The organism is Cellulomonas xiejunii, from assembly GCF_024508315.1.
In the GTDB taxonomy this organism is placed as follows: Bacteria; Actinomycetota; Actinomycetes; order Actinomycetales; family Cellulomonadaceae; genus Cellulomonas; species Cellulomonas xiejunii.
In genome coordinates, this window is record NZ_CP101987.1 from 2,038,714 (window position 1) to 2,057,525 (window position 18,812).

General features: G+C 74.1%; 15 protein-coding genes. 14 read left to right on the forward strand and 1 reads right to left on the reverse strand.

All coding sequences use genetic code 11. From position 1 onward, the window contains the following. Nucleotides 1-15 precede the first annotated feature (15 nt). Nucleotides 16-2,457, reverse strand: a complete 2,442-nt coding sequence (locus tag NP048_RS09320; protein ID WP_227578711.1) for a putative bifunctional diguanylate cyclase/phosphodiesterase — start codon at nt 2,455-2,457, stop codon at nt 16-18. Nucleotides 2,458-2,554: 97 nt separating this feature from the next. Between NP048_RS09320 and pyrR the strand changes: the two genes are divergently transcribed. From pyrR to NP048_RS09390, 14 genes are all read left to right on the forward strand, one after another. Further along, nucleotides 2,555-3,160: a bifunctional pyr operon transcriptional regulator/uracil phosphoribosyltransferase PyrR gene (gene pyrR / locus NP048_RS09325; protein ID WP_227578712.1), complete on the forward strand. Its 606-nt coding sequence runs from the start codon at nt 2,555-2,557 to the stop codon at nt 3,158-3,160. Beyond that, entirely contained in the window at nt 3,157-4,212 is a 1,056-nt protein-coding gene (locus NP048_RS09330; protein ID WP_227578713.1) for an aspartate carbamoyltransferase catalytic subunit, read from the forward strand. The genes pyrR and NP048_RS09330 overlap by 4 nt, the downstream gene beginning before the upstream one ends. Continuing rightward, a complete protein-coding gene (locus NP048_RS09335) occupies nt 4,209-5,549 on the forward strand; it encodes a dihydroorotase (protein ID WP_227578714.1) in 1,341 nt (446 codons plus the stop codon). The genes NP048_RS09330 and NP048_RS09335 overlap by 4 nt, the downstream gene beginning before the upstream one ends. Further along, on the forward strand, nt 5,549-6,100 hold the full coding sequence (locus NP048_RS09340) for a PH-like domain-containing protein (RefSeq protein WP_227578715.1): 552 nt from the start codon (nt 5,549-5,551) through the stop codon (nt 6,098-6,100). Before NP048_RS09335 ends, NP048_RS09340 begins: the two co-directional genes overlap by 1 nt. After that, nucleotides 6,097-7,314 carry a glutamine-hydrolyzing carbamoyl-phosphate synthase small subunit gene (gene carA / locus NP048_RS09345; protein ID WP_227578716.1) on the forward strand — a complete coding sequence of 406 codons (1,218 nt, stop codon included), beginning with the start codon at nt 6,097-6,099 and terminating at the stop codon, nt 7,312-7,314. The genes NP048_RS09340 and carA overlap by 4 nt, the downstream gene beginning before the upstream one ends. Next, entirely contained in the window at nt 7,314-10,652 is a 3,339-nt protein-coding gene (gene carB, locus NP048_RS09350) for a carbamoyl-phosphate synthase large subunit (protein ID WP_227578717.1), read from the forward strand. The genes carA and carB overlap by 1 nt, the downstream gene beginning before the upstream one ends. Next, the gene (pyrF, locus tag NP048_RS09355) at nt 10,649-11,497 is read left to right on the forward strand and encodes an orotidine-5'-phosphate decarboxylase (RefSeq protein WP_227578718.1); all 849 of its coding nucleotides are present in this window, start codon (nt 10,649-10,651) and stop codon (nt 11,495-11,497) included. Before carB ends, pyrF begins: the two co-directional genes overlap by 4 nt. A 203-nt stretch (nt 11,498-11,700) precedes the next feature. Continuing rightward, entirely contained in the window at nt 11,701-12,534 is an 834-nt protein-coding gene (locus NP048_RS09360; RefSeq protein WP_227578719.1) for a hypothetical protein, read from the forward strand. Between the two features lie 191 nt (nt 12,535-12,725). Then, entirely contained in the window at nt 12,726-13,037 is a 312-nt protein-coding gene (mihF, locus tag NP048_RS09365) for an integration host factor, actinobacterial type (RefSeq protein WP_227578720.1), read from the forward strand. A 106-nt stretch (nt 13,038-13,143) separates the two neighbouring features. Further along, nucleotides 13,144-13,710, forward strand: a complete 567-nt coding sequence (gene gmk, locus NP048_RS09370; protein WP_227578721.1) for a guanylate kinase — start codon at nt 13,144-13,146, stop codon at nt 13,708-13,710. 136 nt (nt 13,711-13,846) lie between these two features. Next, a complete protein-coding gene (rpoZ, locus tag NP048_RS09375) occupies nt 13,847-14,113 on the forward strand; it encodes a DNA-directed RNA polymerase subunit omega (RefSeq protein ID WP_227578722.1) in 267 nt (88 codons plus the stop codon). An 11-nt stretch (nt 14,114-14,124) separates the two neighbouring features. Further along, nucleotides 14,125-15,375, forward strand: a complete 1,251-nt coding sequence (coaBC, locus tag NP048_RS09380; RefSeq protein WP_227578723.1) for a bifunctional phosphopantothenoylcysteine decarboxylase/phosphopantothenate--cysteine ligase CoaBC — start codon at nt 14,125-14,127, stop codon at nt 15,373-15,375. Next, on the forward strand, nt 15,372-16,571 hold the full coding sequence (gene metK / locus NP048_RS09385; protein WP_227578724.1) for a methionine adenosyltransferase: 1,200 nt from the start codon (nt 15,372-15,374) through the stop codon (nt 16,569-16,571). The genes coaBC and metK overlap by 4 nt, the downstream gene beginning before the upstream one ends. Before the next feature lie 65 nt (nt 16,572-16,636). Continuing rightward, the gene (locus tag NP048_RS09390) at nt 16,637-18,775 is read left to right on the forward strand and encodes a primosomal protein N' family DNA-binding protein (protein WP_227578725.1); all 2,139 of its coding nucleotides are present in this window, start codon (nt 16,637-16,639) and stop codon (nt 18,773-18,775) included. The last annotated feature ends 37 nt before the right edge of the window (nt 18,776-18,812 follow it).

Sequence of the window (18,812 nt, forward strand, 5' to 3'; positions counted from 1 at the left end):
GACGCCCGAGCGCCCTCACAGGTGCTCGGGCGTCGTGTCGTCGAAGGCCCCCTGCGCCACCAGCTGGGGACGAGCCACGAGGTGCACGCGCCGACGCGGCAGCCGGATCTCTGCCCGGGGTGAACCGCCGCCGGCCGTGACCACGCCGCCCGCCACCCGCGGCTGCGGCCGGGCCCCCCGGACGGGCAGACCGGGCGCGGGCCGTCCCACGAAGTTCCCCTGCGCCTGCTGCACACCGAGCTCGACCAGCGCCTGCAGGTCGCCGGCCGACTCCACGCCCTCGGCGACGACGTCGAGACCGTGGTGCTCCGCCAGCGCGACGATCGCGCGCACCGGACCCGCGCCACGGGGCGTGCGGACCTCCCGGACGAACGACCGGTCGATCTTCAGCACGTCCACGGGCAGCCGTGCCAGCCGCGCGAGCGAGCTGAACCCCGTCCCGAAGTCGTCGAGCGCGATGCGTGCGCCGCGTGCGCGCAGCTCGGACAGCACCGGGACGGCCGCGGCCGTGCGCAGCATCGTGCTCTCGGTGATCTCGATGGTCAGGTGCTCCCAGGGTCCGCCCGACCACGCGGCGTCGATGCGCTCGAGGACGTCGTTCTCGTGGAGCTCACGCGCCGAGAGGTTCACGGCGACCGGCATGTGGTGCCGGTCCAGCGCGCGACGGGCCTGGCGGAGCATCGCCCTCCCGATCGGCACGATCAGGCCGCTCTGCTCGGCGAGGGTGAGCCAGTGCTCGGGCAGGATCAGGTTGTCGCCCTCACGCCAGCGCGCCAGCGCCTCGAGCCCGACGACCTCGAGCGTGCTGGTGTCGACGATCGGCTGGTAGTACGCGGTGATGCGGTCCTCCTCGACCGCGCGCTCGAGGGAGGCGCGCAGCCGGCGCGCGCCCTCGGCGCGCGCCCGCAGTGCGGAGTCGAAGACCCGGTGCCCGGACTTGGTGCGCTTCGCCTCGAGCATCGCCGCGTCCGCGTGTCGCAGCAGCGCGTCGGGGTCCACGATGTCGCTGGGGTTCCAGGTCGCGACACCGCAGGTCAGCCGAGGGCCGGCCACCGTGCCGACGCGGCTGCCGAACCCGCTGCGGACGCGGCTCGCGAGGTCGGCCAGCTCGTCGTCGCCGGGCGCGCGGCACACGACGACGGCGAACTCGTCGCCCGCGAGGCGGGCCACGTAGGTGTCGTCGTCGACCCAGGTGCGCAGGAAGTCCGCGGTGCGGCGGAGCAGCTCGTCCCCGGCCGCGTGGCCCTCGCGGTCGTTGACGTCCTTGAAGCCGTCGATGTCGCAGTAGACGACCGACACCCGGGTCCGTTCGACCGCGGCCCGTTCGAGCACCTCGAGGAGGTGCGTGTCGACCGCGCGCCGGTTCGGCAGGCCGGTGAGGGTGTCCGTCACCGCGGCCCGCGACAGCCGCGTGTTCAGGGTGTAGCGCTCGGCAGCGGTGGAGACCACCAGACCGAGGTCGATGAGGAACGTCCGCTCGTGCGGCAGGAGCCGGTCCGGGTCGGCGGGGAACAGGTCGGCGACGAAGCGGTCCCGCTGCAGCGGGCGCAACGAGCCCTCGATGCTCGGGTCGCCGAGGACCTCGCGTGCCGCGTCCCTGGCCTGGACGAGCAGCGCGTCCGCGTCCCGGTGGAACCACGCGCTGTTGGTCACCGCGGAGAGCGCGTCGCGCATGAGCTCGCGGCGCTGCGCGGTGAGCTGCGCGCGGCGCAGGCGGACGGAGGCGAGCAGCTCGAGCCCGACCGCGAGGGGCAGCGGCCACAGGCTCGCGAGCAGCGCTCCGACGGGTCGGCCGGTGAGCAGCGTCCCGGCGGTCAGTGCGGCGAGGGACAGGCCTGCTGCCGAGACGAGCAACCAGCCCAGAGGGTTGAGGCGCACGGTGCCGAGTGCCGCGACGACGTACCCGACGACGATGCCGAGGGCGACGAAGAGCAGGGCGACCGCGACGGGCCGGCCCGTGGGGACGAGATCGGGTGCGTCGAGCGGGCCGAACGTGAGGAACCACAGGCCGGTGCGCAGCACGAGGACGACGGTCGCGGCCAGCACCCACGGGTGCAGCCGTGGGCCCGCGCCCCCGAGTGCACGGCTGGCCGGCAGGCAGAGCAGCGCCACGACGCCCACGAGCTGACCGTGCAGGAACGACATGGCCTCGCGCACCTCGCCGCCCGGGGCGACGCCGTGCAGGCCCGCGACCAGCAGCAGCGCGGCCATCGCGACGGACAGGGCGAGGGACCACGTCGACCCGTCCGAGCGCCGGGCACCGCGCCACCAGACCCACTGGAGCACGCAGAAGCCACCGACCAGACCGGCAGCGAGGAACTGCAGGACGGTGGTCCACAGGGGGACGTCGCCGAGCATGTCGGGTACATCGGCGCACATCAGGCCCGACATGAACTCCCGAGCGGGTGACGGATCACCCACCCGGACGGACGCGTGCACGAGCGTGCTGCGCGTCACGTCCCGCCCAGCGGGCCCATGGCGCGCGGGCCGGTAGGCTGGCGGCCGAGCAACACCCTTTAAGCCCGTCCTGTGAGGCGGGGAAGGAGTCGCACGCATGAGCACTGGGACACCTGCGTCCGGGCACGGACGCCCCGCACCACCGACGTCGCACGAGGCCTCCGGGACGACCGTCCTGAGCGCCGACGACGTGGCGCGTGCGCTGACCCGCATCGCGCACGAGGTGGTGGAGCGCAACAAGGGCGTCGACGACGTCGTCCTGCTGGGCATCCCGACCCGCGGTCTGCCCCTGGCCCGCCGTCTCGCGCAGCGCCTCGAGCAGGTCGAGCACGTCCCCGCGGACGAGCTCGTCGGCAGCCTCGACGTGACGATGCACCGTGACGACCTGGCGCACCAGCCGACCCGGACGATCGGCGAGACGTACGTCCCCGGCGACGGCATCGACGGCAAGGTCGTGGTCCTGGTGGACGACGTCCTGTACTCGGGCCGCACGATCCGCGCCGCGCTGGACGCGATCAGCGACCTGGGACGGCCCCGCGCCGTGCAGCTGGCCGTCCTCGTGGACCGCGGGCACCGCGAGCTCCCGATCCGCGCGGACTACGTCGGCAAGAACCTGCCGACGGCGACGGCCGAGCGCGTGCGGGTGCTCCTGGCGGAGACCGACGGCGAGGACCGCGTCCTCATCGAGGGAGGCGCACGATGAGGCACCTGCTCTCGGCCGCCGACCTCGACCTCGACCAGGCGGTCCTCGTGCTCGACACGGCGGGGCAGATGGCCGCCACGCAGGCCCGGGAGATCAAGAAGCTGCCCACGTTGCGGGGACGCACGGTGGTCAACCTCTTCTTCGAGGACTCCACCCGCACCCGCATCTCGTTCGAGACCGCGGCGAAGCGGCTGTCCGCCGACGTCATCAACTTCTCCGCCAAGGGCTCGAGCGTCTCGAAGGGCGAGTCGCTCAAGGACACGGCACTCACGCTGCAGGCGATGGGTGCGGACGCCGTCGTGATCCGCCACCAGGCGTCGGGCGCGCCGCACACCCTGGCGCACTCCGGGTGGACGCACGGCGCGGTCGTCAACGCGGGGGACGGGATGCACCAGCACCCGACCCAGGCGCTGCTCGACGCGTACACGCTGCGCCGCCACCTGGTGGGCGACGGCGGACGTGCGGACGTGACGGGTCGTGACCTGGCCGGCGCGCACGTCGCGATCGTGGGGGACGTGCTGCACAGCCGCGTCGCGCGGTCCAACGTGCAGCTGCTGCGCACGCTCGGCGCGCGGGTGACCCTGGTCGCGCCGCCGACCCTCGTACCGGTCGGGGTCCACGCGTGGCCGGCCGAGGTGTCGTACGACCTCGACGAGGTGCTCGCGACCGGTCCGGACGCGGTGATGATGCTGCGGGTGCAGCGCGAGCGGATGTCGGGCGCCGGTGGCGGGTTCTTCCCGAGCCCGTTGGAGTACACGCGCGGCTACGGGCTGGACGCCCGGCGGCTCGCGCTGCTGCCCGACCACGCGATCGTGCTGCACCCCGGGCCGATGAACCGCGGGCTCGAGATCTCGGCGGACGCGGCCGACTCGCCGCGTGCGGTGATCGTCGAGCAGGTCGCCAACGGTGTCGCGGTCCGCATGGCGGTGCTGTACCTGCTCCTCGCGGGCGGCGACACGGCGCGCGGCCGCGACGACGGCGGCGCCGGACGGGCGGGGGACGGGCAGGAGCGCACGGACGTGCGCACGGACGAGACGAGGGTGCACGCGTGACGACGTATCTGCTGACCGGGGCGCGCCCGCTGGGCGGTGACCCGACGGACGTGCTCGTGGCGGACGGCGTGGTCGCCGCGCTGGGCGCGGAGGCGTCGAGGGGGAGCGGCGTGCACGTCGTCGACGCCGACGGCCTGGTGCTGCTGCCCGGGCTCGTCGACCTCCACACGCACCTGCGGGAGCCGGGCCGCGAGGACGCCGAGACCGTCGAGTCCGGTACCCGGGCCGCCGCGCTCGGCGGGTTCACCGCGGTGCACGCGATGGCGAACACGTCGCCGGCGCAGGACACCGCCGGGGTCGTCGAGCAGGTGTGGCGCCTCGGGCGCGACGCCGGCTGGTGCGACGTGCACCCCGTCGGCGCCGTGACGGTCGGGCTCGCGGGGGAGCAGCTCGCGGAGCTGTCCGCGATGGCGCGCTCGGCCGCCGCCGTGCGGATGTTCTCCGACGACGGCAGGTGCGTGCACGACCCGGTCGTGATGCGCCGCGCGCTCGAGTACGTCAAGGCGTTCGACGGGGTCGTGGCGCAGCACGCGCAGGAGCCGCGCCTCACCGAAGGCGCGCAGATGCACGAGGGCGTGGTGTCGGCGGAGCTCGGGCTGACGGGCTGGCCTGCCGTGGCCGAGGAGGCGATCGTGGCGCGCGACGTGCTGCTCGCCGAGCACGTCGGCTCGCGGCTGCACGTCCTGCACCTGTCCACCGCCGGGTCCGTGGAGATCGTGCGGTGGGCGAAGGCCCGGGGCATCGACGTCACCGCCGAGGTGACCCCGCACCACCTGATGCTGACCGACGACCTCGTGCGCGGCTACGACCCGCGCTTCAAGGTCAACCCTCCGCTGCGCACGGCCGACGACGTCGAGGCGGTGCGCCAGGGCCTGGCCGACGGCACGATCGACACCGTGGGCACCGACCACGCGCCGCACCCGCGGGAGGACAAGGACTGCGAGTGGGGGGCCGCGGCGTTCGGCATGACGGGGCTGGAGACCGCGCTGTCGGTCGTGCAGGCCGTCATGGTCGACACGGGCCGTCTGACCTGGTCCGACGTCGCCCGCGTCATGTCGTCCGCGCCGGCGAGGATCGGGCGCGTACCCGGTCACGGTCGGCCGATCGCCGTCGGTGAGCCCGCCAACCTCACGCTCGTCGACCCGGCCGCCCGCCGGGTCGTCGTGCCCGAGGAACAGGCCACCGCCAGCGTCAACTCACCGTTCGCTGGCCGCGAGCTGCCCGGACGCGTCGTCGCCACGTTCCTGCGGGGCCGCGCGACCGTCCTCGACGGCACGCTCGTCGAGGCCGGTGCGTCCGTCGAGCGTGCGTCGGGCCGGCACGGGGCCCACGCCTGATGCCGCTCTCGGTCTCGGTCGCCGTCCTGGTGGCGATCGCGCTGCTGGGGCTGTGGGCCATGTGGCACGGGTGGCGGGCCCGTGCCCGGCGCACGGCCGTCCTCGTCCCCTCCGTCCCCGACGTGCCCGCCACGCCCCGCGCCCCGCGCACGGACGACGTCGAAGCCGTGTACGTGTCGTCGACCCGCGCGGGCGACTGGCTCGACCGCGTCGTCGCCCACGACCTGGGGATCCGGAGCCCGGCGCGCGTGCGCGTCCACGCGGACGGCGTCCACGTCGCCCGCACGGGCGCCCGTGACGTGTGGGTTCCGGCCGGCGCGCTGCGCGCCGTCGGGACGACCAGCGGGCAGGCCGGCAAGTTCGTCGGCCGCGACGAGCTCGTCGTGCTCACGTGGGTCCCCGACCCCGGGGCCGGCACCGCCATCGACACCGCGCTGCAGGTACGCCACGACGACGCACGCGCCGCGCTGCTCGCCGCCGTGCGGGCCCTGCTGGCAGCGCCCACCGACACCGACACGACGCCGCCCGCGGCGCAGGAGGAGCAGGCATGAGCGACGCGATCCTCGTCCTCGAGGACGGCCGCACGTTCACCGGGCGGGCCTACGGGGCCACCGGACGGACCGTCGGCGAGATCGTCTTCAACACCGGGATGACGGGCTACCAGGAGACCCTGACGGACCCGTCGTACCACCGGCAGATCGTCGTGATGACGGCGCCGCACATCGGCAACACGGGGGTCAACGACGAGGACCCCGAGTCGACGCGGATCTGGGTGGCGGGGTACGTGGTCCGCGACCCCGCACGACGGTCGTCGAGCTGGCGTGCGCGCCGGTCCCTCGAGGAGGACCTCGTGTCGCAGGGGGTCGTCGGGATCAGCGATGTCGACACGCGGGCGCTCACCCGGCACCTGCGCGAGCGCGGCGTCATGCGCGCGGGCATCTTCTCGGGCGACGCGCTCGTGCGCCCCGAGGGGGAGCGCCGCCCCGTGGACGAGCTCGTCGACGAGGTGCTCGCCGCGCCGCAGATGGCCGGCGCGGACCTCGCGGGTGAGGTCAGCGTGGCCGAGGCGTACGTGGTGCCGGCGCTGGGACCGGACGGCGCGCCCCTGGCGGAGCCGCGCGCACGCGTGGCCGCGGTCGACCTCGGCATCAAGTCGATGACGCCGCAGCGCATGGCGGAGCGCGGCATCGAGGTGCACGTGCTGCCCGCGACGGCGGCCATCGAGGACGTCCTCGCGGTCGGCCCCGACGGCGTCTTCTTCTCGAACGGCCCCGGCGACCCGTCCGCGGCCCGCCACGAGATCGACGTGCTGCGCGGCGTGCTCGACCGGCGGATCCCGTTCTTCGGCATCTGCTACGGCAACCAGCTGTTCGGCCGGGCGCTCGGCTTCGGCACGTACAAGCTGCGCTACGGCCACCGCGGGGTGAACCAGCCCGTGATCGACCGGACCACCGGGAAGGTGGAGATCACGGCCCACAACCACGGGTTCGCCGTCGACGCGCCGCTCGACGCGGAGACCCCGGCGCCCTTCGACGGCGGGCGCTACGGACGGGTCCGCGTGTCGCACGTGGACCTCAACGACGACGTGGTCGAGGGCCTCGAGGCGCTCGACCTGCCGGCCTTCTCGGTGCAGTACCACCCGGAGGCGGCCGCCGGACCCCACGACGCCGCCTACCTGTTCGACCGGTTCCTCCACCTCATGACCACGCACCGTGACGGCGCCGGCTCGACCCCGGACGCCGCGACCACCGGAAAGGGCGCCTGATGCCCCGTCGCGACGACCTGAAGTCCGTCCTCGTCATCGGCTCCGGCCCGATCGTCATCGGCCAGGCCTGCGAGTTCGACTACTCCGGCACGCAGGCGTGCCGCGTGCTGAAGGAGGAGGGCCTGCGGGTCGTCCTCGTCAACTCCAACCCGGCCACGATCATGACCGACCCCGAGTTCGCGGACGCGACGTACGTGGAGCCGATCACGACCGAGGTCCTCACGACGATCATCGCCAAGGAGCGGCCCGACGCGATCCTGCCGACCCTGGGCGGTCAGACCGCGCTCAACGCGGCGATCGCGCTGGACGAGGCCGGCGTCCTGGAGAAGTACGACGTCGAGCTCATCGGCGCGAACATCGCGGCGATCCAGAAGGGCGAGGACCGCCAGGCGTTCAAGGAGGTCGTGGCGGTCTCGGGCGGGGAGTCCGCGCGCTCGGTGATCATCCACACGGTCGACGAGGCCCTGCTCGCGGCCGAGGACCTCGGGTACCCGATGGTCGTGCGGCCGTCGTTCACGATGGGTGGCCTGGGCTCGGGCCTCGCGTACGACGAGTCCGACCTGCGACGCATCGTCGGTCAGGGGCTGCACTACTCGCCGACCACCGAGGTGCTCCTGGAGGAGTCGATCCTCGGCTGGAAGGAGTACGAGCTCGAGCTGATGCGCGACAAGCACGACAACGTCGTGGTGGTCTGCTCGATCGAGAACGTCGACCCGGTCGGTGTCCACACCGGGGACTCCGTGACGGTCGCGCCCGCGCTCACGCTGACCGACCGCGAGTACCAGCGGCTGCGCGACATCAGCATCGCGGTGATCCGCGAGGTCGGCGTCGACACGGGCGGCTGCAACATCCAGTTCGCGGTGCACCCCGACACCGGGCGCGTGATCGTCATCGAGATGAACCCGCGGGTGTCGCGGTCCTCGGCGCTGGCCTCGAAGGCGACCGGCTTCCCGATCGCGAAGATCGCGGCGAAGCTGGCGATCGGGTACACGCTCGACGAGATCCCCAACGACATCACGCGCTCGACGCCCGCGTCGTTCGAGCCGACGCTCGACTACGTCGTGGTCAAGGTCCCGCGCTTCGCCTTCGAGAAGTTCCCGGCCGCGGACGACACCCTGACGACGACCATGAAGTCCGTCGGCGAGGCCATGGCGATGGGCCGCAACTTCACCGAGGCGCTCGGCAAGGCGATGCGGTCGCTCGACAAGAGCGGCTCGACGTTCCACTGGGACGGCGAGCCCGCCACGGGTGAGGAGCTCGAGGCGCTCGTGGCGTCGATCTCGCGGCCCACCGAGCACCGTCTCGTCGACGTGCAGCAGGTGCTCCGCGCCGGGGTGTCGGTCGACGACGTGTACGCGCGCACCGGGATCGACCCGTGGTTCCTCGACCAGGTGCAGCTGGTGAACGAGGTCGCGCAGGCCACTGCCGACGCGCCCGCGCTCACGGCCGACGTCCTCACGCACGCCAAGCGGCACGGGCTGTCGGACACGCAGGTCGCGGCGCTGCGGCAGTCCAGCGAGGACGCGGTGCGGCGAACGCGGTGGGCGCTGGGCGTGCGCCCGGTCTACAAGACGGTCGACACGTGCGCGGCCGAGTTCGAGGCGCGGACCCCGTACCACTACTCGTCGTACGACGAGGAGACCGAGGTGCGTCCGCGTGAGCGGCCGGCCGTCCTCATCCTGGGCTCGGGCCCGAACCGTATCGGGCAGGGCATCGAGTTCGACTACTCGTGCGTGCACGCGGCGCTGGCGCTCAAGGGCGAGTACGAGACCGTCATGGTCAACTGCAACCCCGAGACCGTCTCGACGGACTACGACACGTCCGACCGCCTGTACTTCGAGCCGCTGACGTTCGAGGACGTCCTCGAGGTCTACGAGGCCGAGCTCGCGGCCGGCCCGGTCGCGGGGCTCATCGTGACGCTCGGCGGCCAGACCCCGCTGTCGCTCGCACAGCGGCTGTCGGACGCGGGCCTGCCGATCCTGGGCACCCAGCCGGAGGCGATCGACGCCGCCGAGGACCGGGGGGAGTTCGGTGCCGTGCTCGCGACCGCGGGTCTTCCGGCCCCCGCGTTCGGCACGGCCACCAACCTGGAGGCGGCGCGCGAGACGGCACGGCGCATCGGCTACCCCGTCCTCGTGCGGCCCTCGTACGTGCTCGGCGGGCGCGGCATGGAGATCGTCTACGACGAGGCGCAGCTGACCGAGTACGTCGATCGCGCGATCGCGGAGCAGCTGGGCGGTGACCGCGGCGGGAGCCTGCCGCCGCTGCTCATCGACCGGTTCCTCGACGACGCCATCGAGATCGACGTGGACGCCCTCTACGACGGCACCGAGCTCTACCTCGGCGGCGTCATGGAGCACATCGAGGAGGCCGGGGTGCACTCCGGCGACTCGGCCTGCGTGCTCCCGCCGGTGACGCTGTCCGTGGCGGAGCTCGCCCGGATCCGGGAGTCCACGGAGGCGATCGCGCGCGGCGTGGGGGTGCGCGGGCTCCTCAACATCCAGTTCGCGCTCGTGTCCGACGTGCTCTACGTGCTCGAGGCCAACCCGCGCGCGTCGCGCACCGCACCGTTCGTCTCCAAGGCCACGGGCGTCTCGCTCGCCAAGGCCGCGGCGCTGGTCATGACCGGACGGTCGATCGCCCAGCTGCGGGCCGACGGCGTCCTGCCCGTCGAGGACGCGAGCGTCGTCGACCTCGACGCGCCGATCGCGGTGAAGGAGGCGGTGCTGCCCTTCAAGCGGTTCCGCACCGCGGACGGCACGGTCGTCGACACCGTGCTGGGACCGGAGATGCGCTCGACGGGCGAGGTGATGGGCTTCGACGTCGACTTCCCGACGGCCTTCGCGAAGTCGCAGGCGGCCGCGTTCGGGGGGCTGCCGACCAGTGGCCGGGTCTTCATCTCGGTCGCGGACCGCGACAAGCGCTCCATCGTCTTCCCGGTGAAGCGGCTGGTGGAGCTCGGGTTCGAGATCCTGGCGACCGAGGGCACGTCCGCCGTGCTGCGGCGCAGCGGCATCGTGGCCCGCATCGTGCGCAAGCACTCGGCGGGCCGGGGGCCGGACGGCGAGCCCACCGTCGTCGACCTCATCTCTTCCGGTGAGATCGACATGGTCGTCAACACCCCGTCGGGGCAGGGCACGCGCGCCGACGGCTACGAGATCCGCGCTGCGACCACGGCCGCCGACAAGGCGATCGTCACGACCGTGCAGCAGCTGGGTGCGGCCGTGCAGGCGATCGAGGCGCGCCAGGCGGGTCCGTTCACGGTGACCAGCCTGCAGGAGCACGACGCCGCAGCGGCGGCACGGCGGGCGTCGCGGGCCGCGGACGTGGCCGGGTGAGCGTGTCGACGTTCGGCGCCCGCCTGGCTGCGGCCATGGACGCCCACGGGCCCCTGTGCGTGGGCATCGACCCCCACGCGTCCCTCCTGGCGGACTGGGGTCTGCCCGACGACGCCACGGGGGTGCGGGAGTTCGCGCTGCGCGTGATGGACGCCGTCGCGGGGCACGTCGCTGCGGTCAAGCCGCAGGCGGCCTTCTTCGAGCGCCACGGCTCGGCCGGCGTGGCGGTGCTGGAGGAGGTGGTGGCGGCCGGCCGCGAGACGGGGACGCTCGTCGTGGTGGACGCCAAGCGCGGCGACATCGGGTCCACGATGGGGGCGTACGCGGACGCGTTCCTGCGGGACGGCTCACCTCTGGCCGGTGACGCACTGACCGTCTCGCCGTACCTGGGGTTCGGGTCGTTCGACCCTGCGGTCGACCTCGCGCTGGCCACGGGGCGGGGTCTGTTCGTGCTGTGCCTCACCTCGAACAAGGAGGGCCACGAGGTGCAGCACGCCCGCACGGAGGACGGCGTGAGCGTCGCGGCGATGGTGGCGGCGCGCGCAGCGGCGATCAACGCGGACGCGACCCCGCTCGGTTCGGTCGGGCTGGTCGTCGGCGCGACGGTGGGTGACGCCGCGGCGCGGGCCGGCGTGGACCTGGCCCACGTCAACGGGCCCCTGCTCGCCCCGGGGGTCGGCGCGCAGGGCGCGGGGACCGCCGAGCTGGTGCAGGTGTTCGGTGCTGCGCGGCGGCAGGTCCTCGCCTCGTCCAGCAGGGGAGTCCTGCGTGCAGGACCCGAGGTGGCTGCGTTGCGTGCAGCGGCGTCGCGAGCGAGCGCCGAGGCGGCGGCCGCGCTGCGCTGAGCGCGGCACGGCCACGGGCCGTGGTGACGCCGGGTACCCGAGCCCGTCGCCGTCGGCCAGCTCGGTCATGCCGTCGTCGCGAAAGATAACGGAACCTGGCGCTGCCAAGGCGCGCCACTCTCGCCGGGAGGGGCGCCTGACGGCGCCCGGCCAGGACGACACCCGGTCTCCGGCTGTCGGTGCAGGTCGCTAGGGTGCGGGCCGTGGTGGACGTGAGCATCGGACAGGCCGTGGGGCGGTACCTCGGCGCGCTGGGGGACCGGCACCCGAGCACCGCACGCGCCTACCGGTGGGCGCTGCGCAACCTGGCCGAGACACTGGGGGACGACTCGTTCGGGAAGGTGATGGCAGGCGACAGCCTGTCGCTGTGGCTCGCGTCGCCGACCGGGGGAGGGCACGAGCCCTCGGCGGCATCCGTGCGGCAGCGGGCGACCGCGGCACGCGGGCTCGTGCGCTTCGCGGTCGAGGCACGACTGCTCGACCCCGCGACCGCGGACATCGCCCTGCAGGCGCTGCGCCGGCCCGCGACGCCGCCCGTGCTGCGTGACACGGCACCGGCGCGGCTGCTCCTCGCGCGAGCGGCCGGCAGGCGCCCTCACGGGGTGTCGTGGCACGTCTGGGTCCGCTTCCGGGCGCACGTGCTGACGCTCGCCGACACGGGCGCGCCGGAGCGAGACCTCGGTGCCGCACGCCTCACCGACCTGGGGGAGGACCGCGTGAGCCTGACCCTCGGCGGGACGCGCCACGCCCTCGGGGAGCCGACCCGGCACGCGATGACGGCCTGGATCGCGTCGCGTCACGATCTCGTCGCGACGCTGCAGGGCAGTCCGCCGCGCCAGCTGTGGGTGCGCGCGCACCCCTCGGTCCACCCCCGGACCGGTGTTGTCGCCGCGGTGGGGATGCCGATCACGGCGCGCGGGCTGCGCAAGGCGTTCCAGGACGTCGTCGCCGCGCTCGTCGACGACGACCCCCGGTTGCGCACCTGCACCGTCGCCCACGTCCGCGGGCTCGCGCCGGCGCAGTCTGCCGGTCGGTGAAGGCTCGGAACGGCCCCGGGCGCCCCGTGCCGCGGGGTGTCGGAGACGCCCACGAGGGGGCGTCGGCGCAGGTCCCGCGACGACACGCGGCCCCCCGCGTTGCCGAGCGGCATCCGCGTCGCTAGTTTCGTCTTCAGATCCCGCGCATCGGCGACAAGGATCTCCGGCCCAGTGACGAGAAGGTGACGCGCGTGGCTCTTCCTCCGCTGACTCCCGAACAACGAGCCGCCGCGCTCGAGAAGGCCAAGGTCGCGCGGCATGCGCGCGCCGAGGTGAAGAACCGCCTGAAGTACTCGCAGGGCTCCCTCTCGGAAGTGATCGAGCAGGGTCAGCAGGACGAGACCATCGGCAAGCTGAAGGTCGCCGCCCTGCTGGAGTCGCTTCCCGGTGTGGGGAAGGTCAAGGCCCGTGCGATCATGTCCGAGATCGGCATCTCGGAGACGCGCCGGGTGCGTGGCCTCGGCCCGCACCAGGTCAAGGCGCTCGTCGACCGGTTCGGCTGAGCGTCCCGCAAGTCCACGGCGCCCCGTCCGAGCCCGGACGGGGCGCCGCTTGCGTGTCCGGAGCCGTCCGGACACCTCACCCCGGATCTGGAGCGGTGCACCACCCATGACGACCACGCCGGCACGGCTCACCGTGCTCGCCGGACCGACCGCCGTGGGCAAGGGGACGGTCTCGGCCGACATCCGCGCCCGGTACCCCCAGGTCTGGCTGTCCGTGTCGATGACGACCCGTGAACCGCGACCCGGCGAGGTCGACGGGCTGCACTACCACTTCGTGACGCCCGAGCGCTTCGACGAGATGGCGGCCCGTGGCGAGCTGCTCGAGTGGGCCGTGGTGCACGGGCGCAACCGCTACGGGACGCCCCGCCGGCCCGTGGTCGAGCGGCTGGAGGCCGGTGAGCCGGCGTTGCTGGAGATCGACCTGCAGGGTGCGCGGCAGGTGCGGCAGTCGATGCCCGACGCGCGCTTCGTGTTTCTCGCCCCGCCGTCGTGGGACGAGCTGGTCCGTCGGCTCGTCGGACGGGGGACCGAGGGCGAGGAGGAGCGCGAACGTCGCCTCGCCACCGCCCGCGTCGAGCTGGCGGCGGAGTCGGAGTTCGACCACGTGGTCGTGAACGACGACGTGCACCGCGCGACGGACGAGCTGGTTCGTCTGATGGGCGTGCGCGTCTGACCGACGCACCCGTCCGGCGCCTCGGACCAGGTACCATGAGGTTCGACTGCGCCGCGCGCTGCCCGAGTTCGATGACGGGCCACAGCCCGCGGCGCCTGCGAATTCGCACCACTCTCCGACAGGACGGGAGTCCTCCGTGTCCGGAACCGTTGCCGCCCCCACGGGCATCACCGACCCGCCGATCGACCGCCTGCTCGAGCGCGCCGACTCCAAGTACGCGCTCGTGCTGTTCTCCGCCAAGCGCGCGCGGCAGATCAACGCCTACTACGCACAGCTGAACGAGGGGCTGCTCGAGTACGTCGGCCCGCTCGTCGAGACGCGCCCGCAGGAGAAGCCCCTGTCGATCGCGATGCGCGAGATCGACGCCGGCCTGCTGACGTCCGAGCCCGTCCCGGAGGCCTGAGGCCTCCCCCCATGCGCATCGTCCTCGGCGTCGCGGGCGGCATCGCCGCCTACAAGGCGGTGCTGCTGCTCCGGCTCCTGCGCGAGCAGGGTCACACCGTCCGTGTCGTGCCGACGCGCGCGTCGCTGGAGTTCGTCGGGCGGGCGACGTGGGAGGCCCTGTCCGGGGAACCCGTCACCACCGACGTGTTCGAGGACGTCGACCAGGTCGCGCACGTGGCCGTCGGCAAGGGCGCAGACCTCGTCGTCGTCGTGCCCGCCACGGCCGACCTCCTGGCCCGCGCAGCAGCGGGCCGGGCGGACGACCTCCTGACCGCGACGATGCTCGTCGCACGCTGCCCCGTGCTGCTCGCGCCCGCCATGCATACGGAGATGTGGGAGCACCCGGCGACGACCGCGAACGTGGCCACCCTGCGCGCACGCGGTGTGCACGTCCTGGAACCCGCCAGCGGACGGCTGACGGGGCAGGACTCCGGGGCCGGCCGCCTCCCCGAACCGGAGGAGATCGCGCAGGCCGCCCTCGCGCTCGTGACGCCGGGACGACCGGTCGACCTGGCCGGTCGGCGCGTCGTCGTGTCAGCCGGCGGCACCCGCGAGCCTCTCGACCCGGTCCGGTTCCTCGGGAACCGCTCGTCCGGCCGGCAAGGTGTCGCGCTCGCGCAGGCGGCGCAGGACCGCGGAGCGCTCGTGACGCTCGTCGCGGCCAACGTCGGACCGGACGTGCTCGCCGGGCTGGGTCCCGGCGTCGACGTCGTCCCCGTCGAGACGGGCGAGGAGCTGCGGTCGGAGGTCCGCGCGGCCGCGAGGCTCGCCGACATCGTCGTCATGGCGGCGGCCGTCGCCGACTACCGCCCGGCGACCACGGCGGACGCCAAGCTGAAGAAGACCGGTGACGCGACCACGGTGACGCTGGTCGAGACGACGGACGTGCTGCGCGAGCTGGTCACCGACCCCCCGCGGCCCGGTCAGGTCGTCGTGGGCTTCGCCGCCGAGACCGGTGACACGGAAGGCTCGGTCCTCGACCACGCGCGGGCCAAGGCGCGCCGCAAGGGCGCCGACCTGCTCGTGATGAACCCTGTCGGTGACGGGCGTGGCTTCGGCACCACGACCAACGAGGTCACGGTGCTCGATGCCGACGGCACCGTCCTCGCGACGGCGCAGGGCACCAAGCTCGAGGTCGCGCACGCGATCTGGGACGTCACCGTGCCAGTCGTGGACGGCCGTGCCGATCGGCACGGCGACGCCGTTACGCTGGACGTATGACCACCCCGCCTCTCCGCCTGTTCACCTCGGAGTCCGTGACGGAGGGTCACCCCGACAAGATCTGCGACCAGATCTCGGACGCCATCCTCGACGCCATCCTCGAGCAGGACGCGAGCGCCCGCGTGGCGGTCGAGACGATGGTCACCACCGGCCTCGTGCACGTCGCCGGCGAGGTGACCACGAGCGCGTACGTCGAGATCCCGCAGATCGTGCGCGAGGTGGTCCGAGGGATCGGCTACACCTCGTCGCTCATCGGCTTCGACGGCGACTCCTGCGGCGTCTCGGTGTCGATCGGCCAGCAGTCGCCGGACATCGCGGCGGGCGTCGACAAGGCGATCGAGGTGCGTCAGGACGACCAGGACCTCGACCCGCTCGACCTCCAGGGAGCCGGCGACCAGGGCCTGATGTTCGGGTACGCGAGCGACGAGACCCCCTCACTCCTGCCGCTGCCGATCTGGCTGGCGCACCGCCTCGCGGAGCGCCTCGCGCAGGTGCGCAAGGACGGCACCCTGCAGGGGCTGCGCCCCGACGGCAAGACGCAGGTCACCGTCGGCTACGACGGTGACACGCCCGTCTCCCTCGACACCGTCGTGCTGTCCACGCAGCACGAGCCGGACCTCGCCGAGTCGACGCTCGCGGCGCAGGTCGCCGAGCTGGTCGTGGCGCCCGTCCTCGCGGACGCCGGTATCGACACGTCCGCCCACCGCCTCCTGGTGAACCCCACGGGCCAGTTCGTCATCGGCGGTCCGCAGGGCGACGCCGGGCTCACCGGGCGCAAGATCATCGTCGACACGTACGGCGGCATGGCACGCCACGGGGGCGGGGCGTTCTCGGGCAAGGACCCGTCGAAGGTCGACCGGTCGGCCGCGTACGCGATGCGGTGGGTCGCCAAGAACGTCGTGGCCGCGGGCCTCGCCCGCCGTTGCGAGGTGCAGGTCGCCTACGCGATCGGCAAGTCGCACCCCGTGGGGCTGTACGTGGAGACGTTCGGCACGGGTGCGGTCTCCGACGAGAGGCTGACGGCGGCGATCCGCGAGGTCTTCGACCTGCGGCCGGCGGCGATCATCCGCGACCTCGACCTGCTGCGGCCGGTCTACCGACGTACGGCCGCGTACGGCCACTTCGGCCGCGAGCTGCCCGAGTTCACGTGGGAGCGGACCGACCGCACGGCCGCGCTGCTCTCGGCCGTCGGCTGACGCTGCTCCGTCGTCGCCCGTGACGTGGCGCGCGTGACCGCGGGACGTCCGCCCTCCGTGGTGGGATGTGCCCCGTGACCGGTGTCCCGCCCGAGCAGCCCGCCCTGGCGGGACTCGAGGTGCCGACGCCGCGTCGCCGCCGCGTCGCGGCCCCGCCCGGCCCCGCCGCCCGGCTCCCCGTGGCACGCGTGTGCGTGGACCTCGCGCCTCCGCACCTCGACCGGCCGTTCGAGTACGTCGTCCCCGAGACCCTGGACGCGGCGGCGCGGCCGGGCGTCCGCGTCAAGGTCAGGTTCGCCGGTCAGGACGTCGACGGCTGGCTGCTCGAACGGGTCGACCACGCCGAGCACGAGGGGCGTCTGCTGCCGGTGCGACGCGTCGTGTCTCGTGAACCCGTGGTCGCACCGCAGGTCGCGCTCCTCGCGCGGGCGGTCGCCGACCGTTGGGCGGGCACGCTCGCCGACGTGTTGCGCCTCGCCGTCCCGCCACGCCACGCGCGCGTGGAGGGCGAGGCGCCGTCCGACGCGGTACCAGCCGGCACGGACGCCACCGTGCCCGACGCGCCCTGCGCGGATCGCGACGCCGACGACGTGGGTCCGCCGGCTGCACCAGCGTGGGACGCCTACCGGGGTGGTCCGGCGTTCCTGCGCCACGTGCTCACCGGTGGTGCGCCGCGCGCCGTGTGGACCGCGCTGCCCGGCCTGGACGAGCGACGGTGGGCGGCCGCGGTCGCCCAGGCCGTCGCGACGTGCGTCCACGCGGGGCGCGGTGCACTCGTGGTGGTGCCGGACGGCCGTGACGTCGAGCGCGTGTGTGCAGCGCTCAGGGAGGTGGGCCTGCTCGACGTCGCCGACGGCGGCGTGGTCGCACGGCTCGTGGCCGACGACGGCCCCGCGGCCCGCTACCGCGCGTTCCTCGCGGCGCTGCGGGGGAGTGCCCGCGTCGTGGTGGGCACCCGCGCCTCGGCGTTCGCACCCGTCGCCGACCTGGGCCTCGCGGTCTGCTGGGACGACGGCGACCTGCAGCACGCCGAACCGCGCGCTCCGTACCCGCACGTCCGTGACGTCCTCGCGCTGCGCTCGGAGCTCGAGGGCGCCGCGCTGCTGGTCGGCGGGCACGCGCGGACCGTCGAGGCGCAGCAGCTCGTCGTCTCGGGGTGGGCGCGCGAGGTCGTGGCGGACCGTGCGGTCGTCCGGGCGCGCACGCCACGCGTCACGGCGCTGACGAGCGTCGAGCTCGCGCGGGAGGGCCCCGCCGCGGCTGCGCGGCTCCCCGCTCCCGCCTGGCGCGTCCTGCGCGACGCGCTGGCGGTGGGCCCCGTGCTGGTCCAGGTCCCGCGGGCGGGCTACGTCCCCGTCGTCGCGTGTGTCCGGTGCCGGACGCCGGCCCGGTGCGGTGCCTGCCACGGGCCGCTGGGACTGGCGCGGGGCGACGGCCCGCCGGCGTGCGGGTGGTGCGGACGGCTGGCGACCGACCGACGGTGCGACGAGTGCGGCGCCTCCGGACTGCGCTCGGTGCGGGTCGGCTCGGAGCGGACGGCCGAGGAGCTCGGGCGCGCGTTCCCCGGGGTCACCGTCCGGGTCTCGGGGGCTCGCGTCGCGGGGGGCGTCCTCGCGGAGGTGCCGGACCGGCCGGCGCTGGTCGTGGCCACCCCGGGTGCCGAACCGTACGCGCCGTCCGGCTACGCGGCCGCCGTCCTGCTGGACGCGGCCGTCGCGAGCGCCGGCGAGCGCCTGGGGGCCGAGGTGGACGCGCTGCGGCGATGGCTGGCGGCGGCTGCCCTCGTGCGGCCCACCGGTGACGGGGGGCAGGTCCTCCTGGTCGGCGACGGGGCGCCGCGTCCGACGCAGGCCCTGGTCCGCTGGGACCCCTCCGGACTGGCTGGGCGTGAGCTCGACGAACGCGTCGAGCTGCGGCTCCCGCCCGCCGTGCGGGTCGCGGCCCTGACGGGGACGCGCGACGCGGTGGCAGCGGTCGTCGCGCGTGTCGAGGTCCCCGCCCTCGAGGTGCTCGGCCCGGTGCCGCAGCCCGTCGACGAGCAGCGGGGGCCCGCGCTCGAGCCCGAGGTGCGTGCCCTGCTGCGCGTCGACCCTGCCGGGGGTGCGGCGCTCGCGCGAGCCGTCGCAGCGTCGCTCGCGATCCGCAGCGCGCGTCGCGAGGGCGGCACGGTCCGCGTGCAGATGGACCCGGCCGACCTGCTGTGACATACGGGGCTCCCGTCCGCGCGACCTAGGATCGAGC

Bases quoted from the DNA above. Each gene is read 5' to 3' on its own strand.
- pyrR (WP_227578712.1), top strand. From the start codon at position 2,555: ATGAGCACTGGGACACCTGCGTCCGGGCACGGACGCCCCGCACCACCG.
- NP048_RS09330 (WP_227578713.1), top strand. From the start codon at position 3,157: ATGAGGCACCTGCTCTCGGCCGCCGACCTCGACCTCGACCAGGCGGTC.
- NP048_RS09340 (WP_227578715.1), top strand. From the start codon at position 5,549: ATGCCGCTCTCGGTCTCGGTCGCCGTCCTGGTGGCGATCGCGCTGCTG.
- carA (WP_227578716.1), top strand. From the start codon at position 6,097: ATGAGCGACGCGATCCTCGTCCTCGAGGACGGCCGCACGTTCACCGGG.
- carB (WP_227578717.1), top strand. From the start codon at position 7,314: ATGCCCCGTCGCGACGACCTGAAGTCCGTCCTCGTCATCGGCTCCGGC.
- gmk (WP_227578721.1), top strand. From the start codon at position 13,144: ATGACGACCACGCCGGCACGGCTCACCGTGCTCGCCGGACCGACCGCC.
- coaBC (WP_227578723.1), top strand. From the start codon at position 14,125: ATGCGCATCGTCCTCGGCGTCGCGGGCGGCATCGCCGCCTACAAGGCG.
- metK (WP_227578724.1), top strand. From the start codon at position 15,372: ATGACCACCCCGCCTCTCCGCCTGTTCACCTCGGAGTCCGTGACGGAG.
- NP048_RS09390 (WP_227578725.1), top strand. From the start codon at position 16,637: ATGTGCCCCGTGACCGGTGTCCCGCCCGAGCAGCCCGCCCTGGCGGGA.